Source organism: Nocardioides sp. NPDC127503, from assembly GCF_040302165.1.
In the GTDB taxonomy this organism is placed as follows: domain Bacteria; phylum Actinomycetota; class Actinomycetes; order Propionibacteriales; family Nocardioidaceae; genus Nocardioides.
This window is the reverse complement of sequence record NZ_JBEORH010000002.1, coordinates 269,570-284,973: the sequence shown is the minus strand read 5'-3', so window position 1 is coordinate 284,973 and position 15,404 is coordinate 269,570. Positions and strand designations below refer to the sequence as shown.

15 protein-coding genes are annotated in these 15,404 nt (G+C 69.4%); 9 read left to right on the top strand and 6 right to left on the bottom strand.

What is annotated here, in order from left to right; genetic code table 11:
* Window positions 1–44: 44 nt before the first annotated feature.
* On the top strand, window positions 45–1,034 hold the full coding sequence (locus ABTW65_RS05370) for a LacI family DNA-binding transcriptional regulator (RefSeq protein ID WP_502890546.1): 990 nt from the start codon (window positions 45–47) through the stop codon (window positions 1,032–1,034).
* Between the two features lie 99 nt (window positions 1,035–1,133).
* Here ABTW65_RS05370 and ABTW65_RS05365 read toward each other — a convergent pair whose 3' ends face one another.
* Complete coding sequence (locus ABTW65_RS05365) at window positions 1,134–2,054, bottom strand: DUF559 domain-containing protein (RefSeq protein WP_350658915.1); 921 nt, start codon at window positions 2,052–2,054, stop codon at window positions 1,134–1,136.
* Window positions 2,055–2,293: 239 nt separating this feature from the next.
* Between ABTW65_RS05365 and ABTW65_RS05360 the strand changes: the two genes are divergently transcribed.
* Complete coding sequence (locus ABTW65_RS05360) at window positions 2,294–3,265, top strand: GNAT family N-acetyltransferase (RefSeq protein WP_350658913.1); 972 nt, start codon at window positions 2,294–2,296, stop codon at window positions 3,263–3,265.
* Here the strand turns inward: ABTW65_RS05360 and ABTW65_RS05355 are convergent.
* Window positions 3,252–3,950 (bottom strand): Pr6Pr family membrane protein, encoded by a 699-nt coding sequence (locus ABTW65_RS05355; protein WP_350659268.1) that lies wholly within the window; start codon window positions 3,948–3,950, stop codon window positions 3,252–3,254. The genes ABTW65_RS05360 and ABTW65_RS05355 overlap by 14 nt on opposite strands.
* Before the next feature lie 228 nt (window positions 3,951–4,178).
* On the opposite strand from ABTW65_RS05355, the gene ABTW65_RS05350 reads away from it, so the two are divergent.
* From ABTW65_RS05350 to lhgD, 3 genes are all read left to right on the top strand, one after another.
* Window positions 4,179–5,072, top strand: coding sequence for a patatin-like phospholipase family protein (locus ABTW65_RS05350; RefSeq protein WP_350658912.1), 894 nt, complete (start codon window positions 4,179–4,181; stop codon window positions 5,070–5,072).
* A gap of 109 nt (window positions 5,073–5,181) precedes the next feature.
* Window positions 5,182–5,529: a YciI family protein gene (locus tag ABTW65_RS05345; protein ID WP_350658911.1), complete on the top strand. Its 348-nt coding sequence runs from the start codon at window positions 5,182–5,184 to the stop codon at window positions 5,527–5,529.
* A complete protein-coding gene (gene lhgD, locus ABTW65_RS05340) occupies window positions 5,526–6,710 on the top strand; it encodes an L-2-hydroxyglutarate dehydrogenase (protein WP_350658910.1) in 1,185 nt (394 codons plus the stop codon). Before ABTW65_RS05345 ends, lhgD begins: the two co-directional genes overlap by 4 nt.
* On the opposite strand, the gene def is transcribed toward lhgD, so the two are convergent.
* Window positions 6,707–7,324: a peptide deformylase gene (gene def / locus ABTW65_RS05335; RefSeq protein ID WP_350658909.1), complete on the bottom strand. Its 618-nt coding sequence runs from the start codon at window positions 7,322–7,324 to the stop codon at window positions 6,707–6,709. The genes lhgD and def overlap by 4 nt on opposite strands.
* Before the next feature lie 95 nt (window positions 7,325–7,419).
* On the opposite strand from def, the gene ABTW65_RS05330 reads away from it, so the two are divergent.
* The 4 genes from ABTW65_RS05330 (at window position 7,420) to ABTW65_RS05315 (ending at window position 11,549) form a co-directional block, all read left to right on the top strand.
* Window positions 7,420–8,784 (top strand): acyl-CoA dehydrogenase family protein, encoded by a 1,365-nt coding sequence (locus tag ABTW65_RS05330; protein ID WP_350658908.1) that lies wholly within the window; start codon window positions 7,420–7,422, stop codon window positions 8,782–8,784.
* A complete protein-coding gene (locus tag ABTW65_RS05325) occupies window positions 8,784–9,998 on the top strand; it encodes an acyl-CoA dehydrogenase family protein (RefSeq protein WP_350658907.1) in 1,215 nt (404 codons plus the stop codon). Before ABTW65_RS05330 ends, ABTW65_RS05325 begins: the two co-directional genes overlap by 1 nt.
* Window positions 9,999–10,017: 19 nt before the next feature.
* A complete protein-coding gene (locus ABTW65_RS05320; protein ID WP_350658906.1) occupies window positions 10,018–10,554 on the top strand; it encodes a nucleosidase in 537 nt (178 codons plus the stop codon).
* Window positions 10,555–10,628: 74 nt separating this feature from the next.
* On the top strand, window positions 10,629–11,549 hold the full coding sequence (locus tag ABTW65_RS05315; RefSeq protein ID WP_350658905.1) for a patatin-like phospholipase family protein: 921 nt from the start codon (window positions 10,629–10,631) through the stop codon (window positions 11,547–11,549).
* A gap of 108 nt (window positions 11,550–11,657) precedes the next feature.
* On the opposite strand, the gene galK is transcribed toward ABTW65_RS05315, so the two are convergent.
* The 3 genes from galK to ABTW65_RS05300 are packed head-to-tail and all read right to left on the bottom strand — an operon-like array spanning window position 11,658 to window position 15,371.
* Entirely contained in the window at window positions 11,658–12,818 is a 1,161-nt protein-coding gene (gene galK / locus ABTW65_RS05310; protein WP_350658904.1) for a galactokinase, read from the bottom strand.
* Between the two features lie 47 nt (window positions 12,819–12,865).
* Window positions 12,866–13,702 carry a hypothetical protein gene (locus ABTW65_RS05305; RefSeq protein WP_350658903.1) on the bottom strand — a complete coding sequence of 279 codons (837 nt, stop codon included), beginning with the start codon at window positions 13,700–13,702 and terminating at the stop codon, window positions 12,866–12,868.
* Window positions 13,689–15,371, bottom strand: a complete 1,683-nt coding sequence (locus tag ABTW65_RS05300; RefSeq protein WP_350658902.1) for a VWA domain-containing protein — start codon at window positions 15,369–15,371, stop codon at window positions 13,689–13,691. The genes ABTW65_RS05305 and ABTW65_RS05300 overlap by 14 nt, the downstream gene beginning before the upstream one ends.
* Between the last annotated feature and the right edge of the window lie 33 nt (window positions 15,372–15,404).

Here is a 15,404-nt window from a genome sequence, read left to right as displayed (position 1 = left end):
CACCAGCCTCTGCCCGTCTTGCTGACATCGCGGCCCATGCGGGCGTGAGTGAGGCGACGGTCAGTCGCGTCCTCAACGGCAAGCCCGGGGTCGCCGCGGCCACGCGGGAGGCGGTGCTGGCGGCGATTGACGTCCACGGCTACGAGCGCCCGGTGAAGCTGCGCCAGCGCAGCGAGGGGCTGGTCGGACTGATCACGCCCGAGCTCGACAACCCGATCTTCCCCGCGCTCGCGCAGGTCATCGCGCAGGGGCTGACCCGGCAGGGCTACACCCCGGTGCTCGCCACGCAGACCCCCGGCGGCTCGACCGAGGACGAGCTCACCGAGATGCTCGTCGACCGCGGCGTCACCGGGATCATCTTCGTCTCCGGTCTGCACGCGGACACCACCGCCGACATGACGCGCTACGACAAGTTGCGCGCCCAGGGCGTTCCGTACGTCCTTCTCGACGGTTACACCCCCGAGGTCAAGGCGCCGTTCATCTCGCCCGACGACCGCGAGGCGATGCAGCTGGCGGTCACCCACCTCGCCACGCTCGGTCACTCCAAGATCGGCCTGGCCGTCGGTCCCCGCCGCTTCGTCCCGGTCCAGCGCAAGATCGAGGGCTTCGTGGCGACCATGGCCGACCGCTTCGGCCTGAGCGCCGAGGAGATCGAGAAGGGCCACATCCGCCACTCCCTCTTCACCCTCGAAGGCGGCCAGGCCGCGGCCTCCGAGCTCCTGGACGAGGGTTTCACCGCGATCGTCTGCGCGAGCGACATGATGGCGCTGGGCGCCATCCGTGCCGCCCGTTCGCGCGGCCTGCGGGTCCCCGAGGACGTCTCCGTGGTCGGCTACGACGACTCCCAGCTCATCGCCTTCACCGACCCGCCGCTGACCACCGTCCGCAAGCCCGTCCACGCGATGGGCCAGGCCGCCGTCCGCGCCATTCTCGACGAGATCGCCGGCACCGGAACGCCGCATTCGGAGTTCGTCTTCCACCCCGAGCTGGTGGTGAGGGGCTCAACGGCCTCCGGCCCGCGCGTCAACCCCTAACCTCCGCCGAGAAGTCGAAATCTGACGCCGAGAGGTCGATATCTGAGAGCGAAGAGTCGATCCTGCGGTTGAGCCCGGCGGCATCTGACCAACGGTGGGTCACCAGCGACGGTTCGACATCGCTGGTCGGAGGGCGCTGCGGAGTTCGCGCAGCCAGCGATCGAGGTTGTCAGCAGTGAAGTCGCCTCGACGTACGACGATCACGGTCCAGTCATGGTCCCGCAACCATCGGCGTCTCTCGGCGTCGTACCTCCTTTGGTCGGCGGTCAGGTCGTGTGCGTTGACACCGTCGTACTCGACGCATACGCGGGCATGTTCATAGGCGAAGTCGAGGCGGTACGTCGGTACCGCGTCGATCTCGATCCAGAACTGTGGTTTGGGCGACGGCAGCCCCGCATCGTGAATTGCGAGGAGAGTCCAAGCCTCCCGCGCTGACTCGACCCGAGGTTCGACCAACGGGGCGAGCGCCTTGAGCTGTCGTACGCCCCGGCGCCCGCGGTAGCGCGGCAGCATGCGCAGGAAGTCAGCCGTCACCAGCCCGTGCTCTCGGGCTAGCGCGCACATCGCCGCGAACGCCTCGCGCCGATGGAGGTTGCATCCGAGGTCGCAGGCTGTTCGAATCGGGACGGTGACCGTGACGCCCCCGATCTCCATGATGTCGGCTGGGACCAGGTCCCGGGTGTGGCCGTCGACTCCCGTACGCCGTGACCGGGTGTGCCCGCGCAGGGCACAAGTCTCGAGGTCCACATCAAGGTCGAGTTCGGCGTAGGTGAGGGCGTCGACTCCGTGGATGAGCGCCGCGGTGCGGTCGATCACGACGTGATGGGGCGCGACGACGCGAGCGACCGCCGCGGCGCGAGTTGGGGTCGTGTCGGGGGCGCTCGCGCGGACGAACGCACCCTGCACCACGCGGCGTACGACTCCGTCGTCGATCATGCGGTAGACGTCGTCTGCGCTGAGGCCGATCTCGGCGGCGTCGGCGAGGCTGAAAGGGCTGTCGGGAACCGTGAGGGTGGTCATGACGTCAGCCTGAGCGTGGGCTCCGACAGTCTGGAGCTCGCTACAGGTCCCTGGGGATAACTGCGTCCCGAGCACAGCTTGTGGACAGTAAGCGGCCAGGGAACGCCCCGCGAGCCATTCGACTCCAAGAATCGACCTCCCGCGGTCAAAGACTGACTCTTCGGCGTCAGAAACTGACTCTTCGCGGTCAGGAAGTGACCGCTCGGAGTCTGGCGGCGCGAGGCTGGCAGGATGGGCGCGTGACGATTGTGGCTGCTGCTGATGGGTCGGCGCTCGGGAACCCGGGGCCCGCGGGGTGGGGTTGGTATGTGGACGAGTTCACCTGGGCCTGTGGCGGCTGGCCGCACGGGACCAACAACCAGGGCGAGCTGACCGCGGTCCTCGACCTGCTGCGGCAGACGGCGCACACCGGCGAGCCGCTGTTGATCTACTGCGACTCCAAGTACGTCATCAACTCGGTCACCAAGTGGATGGCCGGCTGGAAGCGCAAGGGCTGGAAGAAGGCCGACGGGAAGCCCGTCCTCAACGTCGAGATCATGAAGGATCTCGACGCGGCGATGCAGGGCCGCAACGTCCGGTTCGAGTGGATCAAGGGCCACTCCGGACACGTGCTCAACGAGGCTGCCGACAAGCTCGCGAACGGCGCCGCCCTGGCCTACCAGGCGGGTCGTACGCCGGACCCCGGTCCGGGCTTCGCCGGAGCCGTCGAGGCACCTGCCGTCGCGCCGCAGGTCGCGCGGCCCGAGCCCGAGCCGGACGACCTGCTCGGCCTGCTGAGCTCGGAGCCGGCGACGAGCGAGAGGCCCGCGGCGTACTCCTTCTCCGCAGACCAGAGCCGGATCGACCCCGACTGGGTGCACCGGATGATCGCGCAGTCCTACTGGGCCAGCGACCGCACGCGGGAGGTGCAGGACGCGGCCAACAAGGGCTCGCGGTGCTACGGCGTCTACGACGCGGCCGGGAACCAGGTCGCCTTCGCCCGCGTGGTCAGTGACTTCGCCGCTTTCGCCTGGCTGTGCGACGTGATCGTCGACCCGGGCATACGCGGCCAGGGGATCGGCACGCTGCTGCTCGAGGGCATCCTCGCCGACCTCGAGCCCTACCGCATCCGCCGGACCCTGCTCGCCACCGAGGACGCGCACGAGCTCTACGCGAAGTACGGCTGGGAGCCGCTGCCCGCGCCTGAGCGCTGGATGATCAGACAGGCCTGAGCCCGGCACCGTCCTCGTCATCGGCGGAGGCCGTCTCGGGGGACCGCCGGCGCCCGACGGCGACGACGCCCCAGGCGACCAGGGTGAACGCCGCGGCGATGCCGATGACGTACGCGATGACGACGGGATAGCCACCCTGCAGGTGGTGGTTGAGGAACGGGTAGGGATACCACCACGGGTCGCCGGTGAGGGGACTCACGACGAGATCGCCGCGGATCAGGGTGTAGGCCGCCCATACGACCGGGAACGCGATGATCACGCCGACCGCGCGCCACAGCAGTCGGCGTCGCGGGGGAGCGACGAAGAGGTCGACGACCAGGAACAGCGGGCCGATGAGGTGCAGGATCTCGTTGGCCCACGGGAACGCGGCCGGAACGAGACCGCGCAGCAGCAGGTTGTAGACCAGGCCGGTGATCGCCATGAACGTCGTCGCCGCCGCCATCAGCACCGCGAGCCAGGTGGGCTCCTGGGTGTTGCGGGTCAGCGCCCAGACCCCCGCGGCGATGAGCGCCGCCGCCGCGAAGAGGTTCGACTCGATCGTGAAGTAGCTGAAGTAGTTCACCACCACCGTCGCCATGCTGGAGCCTTCGGCGGGCGTGGTGCCCATCGCTCCCCGGAACTCCGCCACCATCGCGGCGAGGATCAGCACGGCCATGGTGAGGCGCAGGATCGACCAGGTCTTCATCACTCGCTCACCGTAAAGGCACAGACCCCCGATCGTGACGGTAATCGGAGTGAGCCGCGCCGTGTCCCGTGCTAGCGTCGTCGCGATCGTGATCCGACGGCAGGAGGTGAGACCCGTGTACGCAACGTCCACAGCGGGTGCTCCCCGCCAGCCACGATCGTGCGGCTGAGCCCGACTCCGGGCTGAGCCGCGGGAGCGCCTGCGGAACCTTTTCGAAAGGCGACTCCCATGAACACGAGAACCCAGCCCATCAGCGAGCGCGCACTCGTCCTCGGCGGTGGCGGATCGGCCGGCAATGCCTGGCTGATCGGTGTCATCGCCGGCCTCCACGACGGCGGGCTCGATGTGACCGATGCCGATCTCATCATCGGCACCTCCGCCGGCGCGACGGCCGCGGCGCAGATCTGCGGGTCGAGCCCAGCCGATCTTCTCGCCGCCATCCTCTCGGCAGCCCCGCTCCAGCCTCCGACCGGGTCTCGCGGATTCCGTCCGATCTCGTCAACCCATCTCGAGCGGACCAACGCCATCATCGAGGCGTCGGCGGACCTGGCCGACATGCGGCGCCGGATCGGCGCGGACGCGATCGAGCTCGCCGCGGCCGTCGGAGCGGCCGGACAGGAGGGTTGGCGGCAGACGGTCTCCGCCCGGCTGCCCAGCCAAGAATGGCCACCGAGCACGATCCTCCTCACCGCGGTCGACGCCGACAGCGGTGAACCCGTCGAGCTCGACCGGCACAGCGGCGTCGACCTGGTCGACGCGGTCGCCGCAAGCTGCGCGGGAGGCCCGGCGTACACGATCGGTGCACGTCACTACGTCGACGGTGGCTACCGGCGGTCGAGCGAGAACGCCGACCTGGCCGCGGGCTGCGAGCGGGTGCTCGTGCTCTCGCCGCTCGGCGGCAGGACCCGGCACCCGGCCGGTTGGCGCAGCGATCTCTCCGCACAGGTCGACGAGCTGCGAGCGGGCGGCAGCAGGGTGGAGACGATCCTCCCTGACGCCGGCTCGCGAGAGGCCTTCGGTGACAACATGATGAACCCGGCCACGCGACCGCCCGCGGCTCGGGCCGGCCATCACCAGGGCCTTCGCCTTGCCGAGAAGTTCGCCGCGTTCTGGGCGCGATGAGGGCAGCTGCGGCGTACGTTCTTCCCGAGGATCGGTCGAAAGTGGCTGGGCCCGTTCGTGGAGCGAGTGAGGGGTGGCGACGAGCGCTGCCCGAAACAGGAGGTTGTAGATGACCAAGTATCTGATCTCGTTCCGCGACGAGGCGGTGGACTACCGCGACGAGGACGTGGCCGACATCGCCGAAGCATCCTCGGCGATGACGCGCGAGGCCATGGCGGCGGGCGTGTTCGTCTTCGGCGGCGGGATCAAGGGCGGTCTCGAGGACGCCTGGACCGTCGACGAGGCCGGCGTGGTCACCGACGGTCCCTACCCGGAGAGCAAGGAGCACCTCGGCGGCTTCATCATCGTCGACGTCGACACCCTCGAAGATGCGCTGATGTGGGCGGGGAAGTGTGCCGCGGCATGCCGAGCCACCATGCAGGTCCGCGAGCTGCTCTCCGGGGCTGAGGCGCGTTGACCACGATCGGAGTCGTCGGCGGCGGGATCGTCGGGCTGGCGGTGGCGCGGGAGATCCTGCGCCGCCGCCCGGCCGAGACGGTGATCGTCTTCGAGAAGGAGACCAGGCTCGGGGCCCATCAGACCGGCCACAACTCGGGAGTGGTCCACGCCGGGATCTACTACCGCCCCGGCAGTCTCAAGGCGCAGCTCTGCACGCGGGGCCGTGATCTGCTCAAGGAGTTCGCTGCCGAGCACCAGGTCCCGTTCGAGGAGTGCGGCAAGCTGGTCGTCGCGGTCGACGAGTCCGAGATGGGGCGCTTCGACGCGCTGGAGAAGACGGCCACCGAGAACGGCGTGCCGGGTCTGCGGCGCGTCGGCCCGGAGGAGATCACGGAGATCGAGCCGTACGCGGCGGGGCTGGCCGCCCTCCACTCGCCGCGGACGGCGATCATCGACTACGTCGCCGTCGCTGAGGCCCTCGGCCGGAGCGTCAAGGAAGCCGGGGGAGAGGTACGCCTCGGCGAGGAGGTCACCGGCATCCACCGTGTCACGGGCGGGATCGAGGTCGAGACGCCGGTGGGCCGGACCCGGGTCGACCACCTGGTCGTCTGCGGTGGCCTGGAGTCCGATCGGCTCGGTGAGCTGACCGGCGGTCCGAAGGCGCCCCGGATCATCCCGTTCCGCGGTGAGTACATGCAGGTCAGCGCGGCGAAGCAGGATCTCATCCGGGGCATGGTCTATCCGGTGCCCGATCCGCGCTACCCGTTCCTCGGTGTGCACTTCACCCGTCGGGTGAACGGTGGTCTCGAGGTCGGCCCGAACGCCTTCTTGGCGCTCAGTCGCCAGCGCTACGGGCGGACGTCGCTCACTCCGCGCGATGTCGTCGACACGCTGGCGTGGCCGGGGTTCTGGCGGTTCGCGGCCGAGCACTGGCGCACCGGAATCACCGAGCTTCGCGGCGTACTGTCCAAGCAGGCCTACATGCGTGAGGCCCAGCGCTATGTGCCGGAGATCGGCGCGCCAGACGTCACCCGTGCGGGCCTGGGGTTGAGGGCCCAGGCAGTCGAGCGCGACGGCTCGCTGGTCGACGACTTCGTCATCCACCAGGCCGACGGCATCACCTCGGTGCGCAACGCGCCCAGCCCGGCCGCGACATCCAGCCTCGCCATCGCCGAGTACGTCGTCGACCGAATGTCCTAGTCGGCGGTCGAGTCCCCGGCAGGCCAGTCGGCGGGGAAGTCCTTGGCCAGGCGGTCGTGCTCCTTGGTGAGCTTCTTGCGCGCCTTGGCGGAGATGCGGTCGCCGAAGACGGTGCCGTTGGTGTGGTCGGTCTCGTGCTGGAGACACCGGGCCAGCAGGCCGTTGCCCTCGAAGTGGACCGGCTCCCCGTCGAGGCCGAGGCCGTCGACGGCGGCCCAGTCGGGGCGCGCGCAGTCCACGAAGGCGCCGGGGAATGAGAGGCAGCCCTCCAGGTCGACGTCGAGCTGGCGGTCGTCACCCTCGGGCAGGGTCAGGACCGGATTGCAGACGACGCCGACGGTGCGCTGCCCGGTGGCGTCGGGGCAGTCGAAGACGAAGATGGCGACGTCCTCGCCGATCTGGTCGGCGGCCAGGCCGACGCCCTCGGCGGCGTACATCGTCGCGACCATGTCGGCGGCCAGCTCGGCCAGCGCGGCGTCGAAGACCTCGACCTTCTTCTTGGGCCGGTGCATGACCGGGGTGCCCCAGCGTGTCATCGGCCGCACCTTCCCGCCCTCGGGCAGGGCGCCGTGGGGCGCGAGCGGAGCACGGGATTCAAGCGAGGAGTCGGCCATGTGCCAAGCCTATAAATAAGACGTGCGTCGTTTGTTACCGCCATCACCACCCAGAAGTGTAGACCGCGTTGTAACTCCCAGTTACAGTTCTACCCATGAGTATCCTCCAAGGCCTACGTGGCGGGATCGCGAACGGCGTCCCGTCCGGCGAGTCGCGTGACCCGATCGGGTTCGCCGTGGCCGGTCTGCGCAAGCTCTCGCAGAGCCCTGCGCTCGACCGGCTCGGTGTCCGCAAGCAGACCGAGCAGGTCGTCTTCACGGTGACCCGCAGCGGGTTCAAGACGATGGCGGCGACCAGCCGTGCGTTCAAGAAGAAGGGCAAGCAGGGCGCCCCGGGCGTACGCGTGCCCAACGCCATCCCCAAGGGCGTCTTCGACCTGACCCCGACCGAGGACGAGCAGATGCTCGTCGACGTGGTCACCGAGTTCGCCGCGGAGGTCGTACGTCCCGCAGCGGCCGAGGCCGACGAGGCCTGCGCTGCGCCGGATGAGCTCCTCAAGTCGAGCCTGGAGATCGGCCTGCCGATCCTGGGTGTCCCCGAGGAGCTCGGCGGCATCTCCGAGACCCGCTCCGCGGTCGCCGGCACCCTGGTCGCCGAGGCGCTCGCCAAGGGCGACCTCGGTCTGGCCGTCGCCGCCCTCGCGCCCGGCTCGGTCGCGACCGCGCTCGGCCTGTGGGGCACCGACGAGCAGCAGCAGACCTACCTGCCGGCCTTCACGGAGGGATCGGTTCCGGCCGCAGCGTTCGCGCTCAACGAGAACAAGGTCCTCTTCGACGTACTGTCGCCGGCCACCACCGCGACGAAGACCGCCGACGGGTTCACTCTCAACGGCACCAAGTCGCTGGTCGCTCGTGGCGCCGAGGCCGAGCTGTTCGTCGTCGGCGCCAGCCTCGACGGCAAGCCGACCCTCTTCCTGGTCGAGTCCTCGACCCCCGGGATCACCATCGAGTCCGAGCCCGCGATGGGCGTACGCGCCGCCTCGCTGACCAAGCTGACCCTGACCGACGTGAAGGTCCCCGCCGCGGCGGTCCTCGGTGAGACCGACGGCTCGACCTACACCGAGGCCGTGCGGCTCTCCCGCCTCGCCTGGTGCGCGCTGTCCATCGGCGTCGGCCAGGCCGTCCTCGACTACGTGACGCCCTACGTCAAGGAGCGCGAGGCCTTCGGTGAGCCGATCGCCCACCGCCAGTCGGTGGCGTTCATGGTCGCCAACATCGCGATCGAGCTGCAGGCGATGCGGCTGGTGACCTATAAGGCCGCCAGCCGGGTGGCCCAGGGCATCGACGCGACCCGCGAGATCGCGCTGGCTCGCAAGCTGTGTGCCGACAAGGGCATGCAGATCGGCCTCGACGGCGTCCAGCTGCTCGGTGGTCACGGCTTCGTCAAGGAGCACCCGGTGGAGCGGTGGTACCGCGACCTGCGTGCGATCGGGATCATGGAAGGCACGGTGCTGGTCTGATGGCCATCAATCTGGAAGACCCCAAGAAGCTCAAGCCGCTGCGCGAGCAGGTCCACCAGGTCGCGATGAACATGCTGCGACCGATCTCGCGTAAGTACGACAAGGCCGAGCACGAGTACCCCACCGAGCTCGACATGCTCGCTGCCATGGCCGACGGCCTGTCCGAGTCCGGTCAGGGCGAGGGCGCGGGCGCCACCGGCGTACGCCGCGACTCCAAGCCCGACGACGGCAAGGTCAAGAACGGCGCCAACATGTCCTCGGTCCTCTCCGTCTCGGAGATGTGCTGGGGCGACGTCGGTCTCACGCTCGCGATGCCGCGCCAGGGCCTGGGCAACTCGGCCATCGCGTCGGTCGCCAACGACGAGCAGCACGAGCGCTTCGACGGCATCTGGGCCTCGATGGCGATCACCGAGCCCGGCACCGGCTCCGACTCGGCCAACATCAAGACCACCGCCACCCTCGACGGCGACCACTACGTGCTCAACGGCGAGAAGATCTTCGTCACCTCCGGTGACCGCTCCAATGCGGTCGTGGTGTGGGCGACGCTCGACAAGGAGCTCGGCAAGGCCGCGATCAAGTCGTTCGTGGTCGAGAAGGGCACGCCGGGGATGAAGGTCGAGCGTCTCGAGCACAAGCTCGGGATCAAGGCCTCCGACACGGCCACGATCACCTTCACCGACTGCCGGGTGCCTGCCGAGAACCTCCTCGGCAACCCGGAGATCAACGTCAAGGAGGGCTTCGCCGGTGCGATGGCCACCTTCGACAACACCCGGCCTCTGGTCGCCTCGATGGCAGTCGGCTGTGCCCGCGCTGCGCTCGACTACACCCGCGACCTGCTCGAGAAGGCCGGCGTGGAGATCGACTACGACCGGCCTGCTCACCTGCAGTCGGCGGCCGCGGCGAAGTTCATCCAGCTCGAGTCGGACTACGAGGGTGCCTATCTCCTCATGCTCCAGGCCGCCTGGATGGCCGACAACCGCCAGCCCAACTCCAAGGAAGCCTCGATGGCCAAGGCCAAGGCCGGTCGGATGGGCTCCGACGTGACGCTGTCCTGCGTCGAGCTGGCCGGCACCATCGGCTACTCCGAGGGTGAGCTGCTCGAGAAGTGGGCCCGCGACTCGAAGATCCTCGACATCTTCGAGGGCACCCAGCAGATCCAGCAGCTGATCGTGGCGCGACGGGTCCTCGGGCTCTCGTCCGCGGAGCTCAAGTAGGTCAGTAAGGTTCGGCGCCATGAGCGTACTCGTGGTGTCAGCGACGAAGGCCGAGGCGGCCCATGTTCCTTCCGGACTCAAGGTGGTGATCACCGGGATGGGGAAGGTGGCGGCCGCCTCGGCCGTCTCGCGTGTGCTGGCGTCCGACAAGTCCATCCGACAGGTCGTCAACATCGGCTCCTGCGGTGCGCTGCGCGACAACCACACCGGCACCTACGAGGTCGGCACCGTGCTCAACCACGACTTCTCGTCCGCCGCGATCCGGGCGCTGGGTCACCCGGTCGAGGACGCGCTGGAGGTCGGGGAGTCGGACATCGTCTGCGCGACCGGCGACCTCTTCGTCACCGACACGGTCGTACGCGCCGAGCTCGCCCAGCGCGCTCACCTGGTCGACATGGAGGCCTTCGCCGTCGCCTGGGCCTCCCGGGAGGCCGGAGTTCCGGCTCGCGTCGTCAAGCACGTCTCGGACAACGCCGACGAGACCGCGCTCGACTGGGCCAACGTCGTCGACCGCTCCGCCCGCGACCTGGGGTCCTGGCTCGCCGCGAACGTGTGACCTGCGCCCCTGTCCGTGCGTGTCGGAGTGACCCGCTGCCACGTCCTACTCGTCGGTAGGTTCACAATCCAGATGTGGACGCATTGCAATCGGGAGTGGTCGAGCTGCTCCGGTCCCGTCTGAGCGGGAACAGTGATGATGAGGCGACGCTGGCGCTCGTGATCGAGGGCGGCGGGATGCGGGGGATGCTGTCGGCGACGATGGCCGCGGTGCTCGCCGACCAGGGCCTGGTGGATGCGGTCGACCTGGTGGTCGGCACCTCGGCCGGCGCCGCCAACGCGACCGCGGTGGCGGCCGGGACCATCGGCGCCTTCAGCGAGTCGTACGCCTCGGTCTTCGCCTCGCCCGAGTACATCGGCGCCGGGCGGATGCTGCGGCGCAAGTCGATGGTCGACACCCGCGGGATCACCTCGCGCTCGGCGGAGCTGTTCGAGTGGTCGCTCGCCCTGCGCGAAGGGGCGCCCCGGCTGGCGGCGGTGGCCACCGACGTGGTCACCGCGAAGGCCGTCCCGCTCACCGACTTCACCGACGCCACCGACCTCGCTGACTCGGTGATCGCCTCGAGCCAGCTGCCCCTGGCCGGAGGACTCCCCGTGACCGTACGCGGCCGCCGCTGGCTCGACGGCGGGCTGGTCGAACCGGTGCCGGTGGCCGCGGCGGCGGCGCTCGGGGCGACGCACGCGATCGTGCTGGCGACCCGGCCGTTCGGGACGGCGCCTGCCTACGGCCCGGCGGACCGGGTCATCGAGCGCTACCTGCGCCGGGTCAACCCCGAGCTCGGCGACCTCTACCACAGCCGGCCGGACCGCTACCGGGCCACGGTCGCGGAGATGAGGGCCGGGAGCTACGCGGGCGTGCACACGCTCACGTTCGCGCCCGATGCGGCCGACCCGATCCCGGGTCGTACCGAGACCGATGTCGATCTGCTCCGCGCGGCCCGTCAGGCCGCGACCGGCACCGCGACTCGAATGCTCGCCGAGGCAGGTCTGGTCTGAGTCAGTGCGGCGCACCGGATGCTGACCGAGGTAACTCGGTCAGCGGCCACTGACTTCGTCGAACTCCACGAAGTCAGTGCGAGCTCACCGAGTTACCCTTCGACAGGCTCAGGACATCGCCTCGGTGAACATCGCGCCCGCCGACGGGCTGGCGATCAGGTGCCCCGGGGCGCCGTAGCCGGCCGCGGCGAAGGCCTTGTCGATGGCCGAGCTGACCGCCTCGACGGCGTCAGCCGGAAGGATCGAGACGATCGAGCCGCCGAAGCCGCCACCGGTCATCCGGGCCCCGTCGGCGCCGGCGTCGACCGCGGTCGCAACGGCCAGGTCGAGCTCGGGGACGGAGATCTCGAAGTCGTCGCGCATCGATGCGTGCGAGGCGGCGAAGAGCTCACCGATCGCGGCCCAATCGCCGCCACCGAGCGCGGTCACGGTCGGCTCGACACGGGCGATCTCGGTGACGATGTGGCGGGCGCGGCGGCGTACGACCTCGTCGTCGAGCGACTCGACCTGGTCCAGGGTGGCCTCGCGCAGCGAGCGCAGCCCGAGGTCGGCGGCGGCCTTCTCGCACTGGGCGCGCCGGGAGGCGTAGCCGCCATCGGTCAGCTGGTGCTTGACCCGGGTGTCGGTGACGAGGATCGTGCGCTCGCCGAGGGCGAGCGGGACGTTGCGGTGAGCACCGGAGTCGAAGTCGATCAGCAGGGCCCCGCCGGCCTCGGCGAAGACCGCGACCGACTGGTCCATCCCGCCGGTCGGCGCCTTGGCTACCTCGGTCTCGGCCCGGATCCCGGCAGCGACGACAGCCCGCTGCAGGTCCTCGTCGAGGGCCCGGCCGGCGATGCCGAGGGCCGCCACCGCGGTGGCGCACTCGACCGACGCCGACGATGACAGGCCCGCGCCGAGCGGGACCGACGACTCCAGGTGCATGTCCAGGCCACCGGTCAGCAGGCCGGCCTCGCGCAGCGTCCAGAGCACGCCCGCGACGTACGCGGCCCAGCCCTCGATCTCCAGACCGAGCTCGTCGATGTGGCCGGTGAACGGCTCCGGCTCCTGGCCCGAGGCGATCCGGATGACGCCGTCGGTGCGCGGCGCAGCCGCGGCATAGGTGGCGTGGGGGAGTGCGACCGGCAGCACCAGACCGGCGTTGTAGTCGGTGTGCTCACCGATCAGGTTGACCCGTCCTGGCGCCCTCCCGACCACCGTGGCCTCGGCGCCGAAGGTGGTACGCAGCGCCGCGATCGCGCGCGCGGTGAGGTCGGTCGGTTCGAGCATGGTGCAAAGTCTGCCGCGTGCGCGCGGCCCGCGCGGACCCGGGTCGCTCAGTAGACCGCTATCACCCGGACGGTTGCCGTGCGGTCGGTGAGGTTGAGGTTGCGCAGTACGCCGACAACGGCGGCGTTGTCCCGTCTCTCGAGATCGTGGAAATCCTCTTGGTTGCCGTGGGTGCTGACGTGGAGGGTGATCGTCAAGTTGTGCGCGGTGATCTCGAAAGCCTCGAGGTCGCGAGGCTGGTCGCTCGATTGGGGCGTGCTCACGAACTTTGCGCGGAGCTCCGGGCCGGGCACGGTGAACATGAGGAACTGGTCGTCAGCCTGCGGCTGTGCGACAAGGTTGGCTGCGTGCTGGAGATCGCCGTAGGCCTCGTGGATCAGGCCCTCTGCCTCGAGCTGGCTCAGCACATCAGCGGCCATCGTGGTCAAGTTGTTGTTCAGCACCCGCTGGTACTCCGTGGCCTCTTGCCTGACGCCCTTCCCCATCACGGAGACCGGCGGCACGTCGAGCTTCAGTTCACCTCCGGCTTCGCTCGCCTGGGTTGTCTTGATGAGACGCTCGCCCTCTTCTCCTCCGTAGATCTGTGCGTGCAGAACGGAGATTCGGGTGGGAGATATGTAGAAGTAGGTGTGGAACCACTTCTGGCGATGCCGAGGATGTTTGGTGGGCCTGCGGCTCACCGGTGTCCGGGGCGAGCGGCCGACGACCGCGGTGACGCCGGCAGTTGCTCCGATGGCGGATGCGGCCACAGACGCCGCGGCGTACCCCCATGAGGCCGTGGCCACGGCGAGCGCCGCTAGAGGCAGTGCGACCACGAAGCCGATGAGCGTGAAGATGTTGTTGAGAACGCGGACAAGCGCCGGTTCGTCGTCACTGGTAGTCACGGATCTCCTGGAAGATCTTGCGGAGGTCGGCGGCGTCCTTGGCGACGACGTCGCGGCCGCCGGTGTGCTCGGCGAAGCCGACCAGCTGCTCGATGCTCGCGTCGGCCGAGGTGGCGGCATCGCCGACCAGGACCACGTAGAGCGGCACGCCGAGATCGCGGTAGGCCGCCTCGTACTTCTTGCTGAGCTGGGCATAGGACTGCCCGCCGTTCTGCTCGCCGTCGGTCATCAGCACGATCGAGGTGGTGGCACCCTCCGCCGGCGAGGCCTTGATGGCGGCGTACGCGGTGTCGATGGCGTCGTAGTAGGCGGTGCCGCCGTGGCCGGTCAGCTCGCCGACGCGGTCGATGAGGCCGTTGAGCTCCTCGTCCCGCTCCGGCTGGTCCTTGACGACGAGGGACCCGAGGGAGTCCGTCTTGTCGGCGTAGGTGTAGACCGAGAGCCGCTCACCCTTGCGGAAGCGCTTGAACTGTCCGCTGATCGAGGTGTCGTCGCCGGCCAGTCCCTCGAAGGCCCGCCGCAGCTGGTTCATCTTGATCTCGTCCATCGAGGCGGAGGTATCGAGCAGATAGGTCGTCCGCGTCTTGGGTGCGAACTCGTCGAAGTAGGTGAAGATCAGCTCGTCGATGGTGCCGAGATCGTCAGGCAGCGGGAGCGTCTTGACGTCGTTGTCGGGTACGCCGGGGGAGGGCGTCACGCTCGAGAGCCCCGGCCGCCGCCCGCTCTTCTCGCTCAGCTCCTCCTGGACCTCGGCCGTACGCAGCCACGCGACCGCCGCCTCGTACGCCTTCTGCTTCTCGGCGTCGACGAGGGTGAGCGGGTAGGTGGCCTCGGTGGTGCCGTCGCTGGGATAGACGATGTCGAGATCCTCGACCTGCTCCGAGAGGGAAAGCAGCTCGGACTCGTAGTTGAAGATCGCGTCGTAGGCCGTCGGGTTCTCGCGGAAGGTGTCCGAGAGCCACCCGGAGCTTGCCGCGCGGCCGAGCTGGCCGCTGAAGAGCTGGCGTACGTCGTCCTGGACCAGACCGACGTCCTCGCTCTGCAGCGGCGGCTCGGCGTCGAAGGCGGTGGCCACACCGGCGAGCGTGGACAGGCCGGAGTTGGAGGAGGCGGGGCTGGTCATCAGGAAGCCGAGCTCGCCGTCGGCGGCGCGGCGGGCGATCTCCTCCCAGGAGACCTCGGCGTCGCCGGTCCACCCGAGCCGGGTGGCGACGTCGTGGTGCACGCCGAGCACCACCGGCGAGCGCATGATCGGGTCGGAGGAGGTCAGGTCGTCGGTGCCCTTGGCCACCAGTGCCAGCCGCAGGTAGTCGTCGGAGGCGAACCAGGCGGCGTCGTAAGTGTCCGGGTCGGCGACGATCGCGTCGGCGGCCTCGAGGGTGCCGATGAACTCGGGCTCGAGCTTGACGTTGGTCTCCTCCCGGAGCCGCTTCACGAGTGCGCTCGGCTTGCAGCGCACCGGCGTGCCGGTCGACTCCTCGGCCTTGCTGGTGCCGCCGGCGCACAGGACGTCGTCGAGCTCCGAGCCGGCCGCGACCTTCAGGGTCACCGGGTCGGACAGCCTGTCCGGCTCGGAACGGCCCGGGAGCGCGTTGGCGACCAGGAACCAGGCGAGCAGGACCAGCCCCAGACTTCCTGCGACGACGGTCGTCCACCCCGTGCGGTTCACCTGAAAACGCCTGCCTTCTGTCTGGATCGGGCA

Excerpts from the sequence above, each read along its gene's own strand:
- ABTW65_RS05365 (WP_350658915.1), bottom strand. The coding sequence starts at position 2,054 with ATGACCACCCTCACGGTTCCCGACAGCCCTTTCAGCCTCGCCGACGCC.
- ABTW65_RS05355 (WP_350659268.1), bottom strand. The coding sequence starts at position 3,950 with ATGAAGACCTGGTCGATCCTGCGCCTCACCATGGCCGTGCTGATCCTC.
- ABTW65_RS05350 (WP_350658912.1), top strand. The coding sequence starts at position 4,179 with ATGAACACGAGAACCCAGCCCATCAGCGAGCGCGCACTCGTCCTCGGC.
- ABTW65_RS05345 (WP_350658911.1), top strand. The coding sequence starts at position 5,182 with ATGACCAAGTATCTGATCTCGTTCCGCGACGAGGCGGTGGACTACCGC.
- def (WP_350658909.1), bottom strand. The coding sequence starts at position 7,324 with ATGGCCGACTCCTCGCTTGAATCCCGTGCTCCGCTCGCGCCCCACGGC.
- ABTW65_RS05330 (WP_350658908.1), top strand. The coding sequence starts at position 7,420 with ATGAGTATCCTCCAAGGCCTACGTGGCGGGATCGCGAACGGCGTCCCG.
- ABTW65_RS05325 (WP_350658907.1), top strand. The coding sequence starts at position 8,784 with ATGGCCATCAATCTGGAAGACCCCAAGAAGCTCAAGCCGCTGCGCGAG.
- ABTW65_RS05320 (WP_350658906.1), top strand. The coding sequence starts at position 10,018 with ATGAGCGTACTCGTGGTGTCAGCGACGAAGGCCGAGGCGGCCCATGTT.
- galK (WP_350658904.1), bottom strand. The coding sequence starts at position 12,818 with ATGCTCGAACCGACCGACCTCACCGCGCGCGCGATCGCGGCGCTGCGT.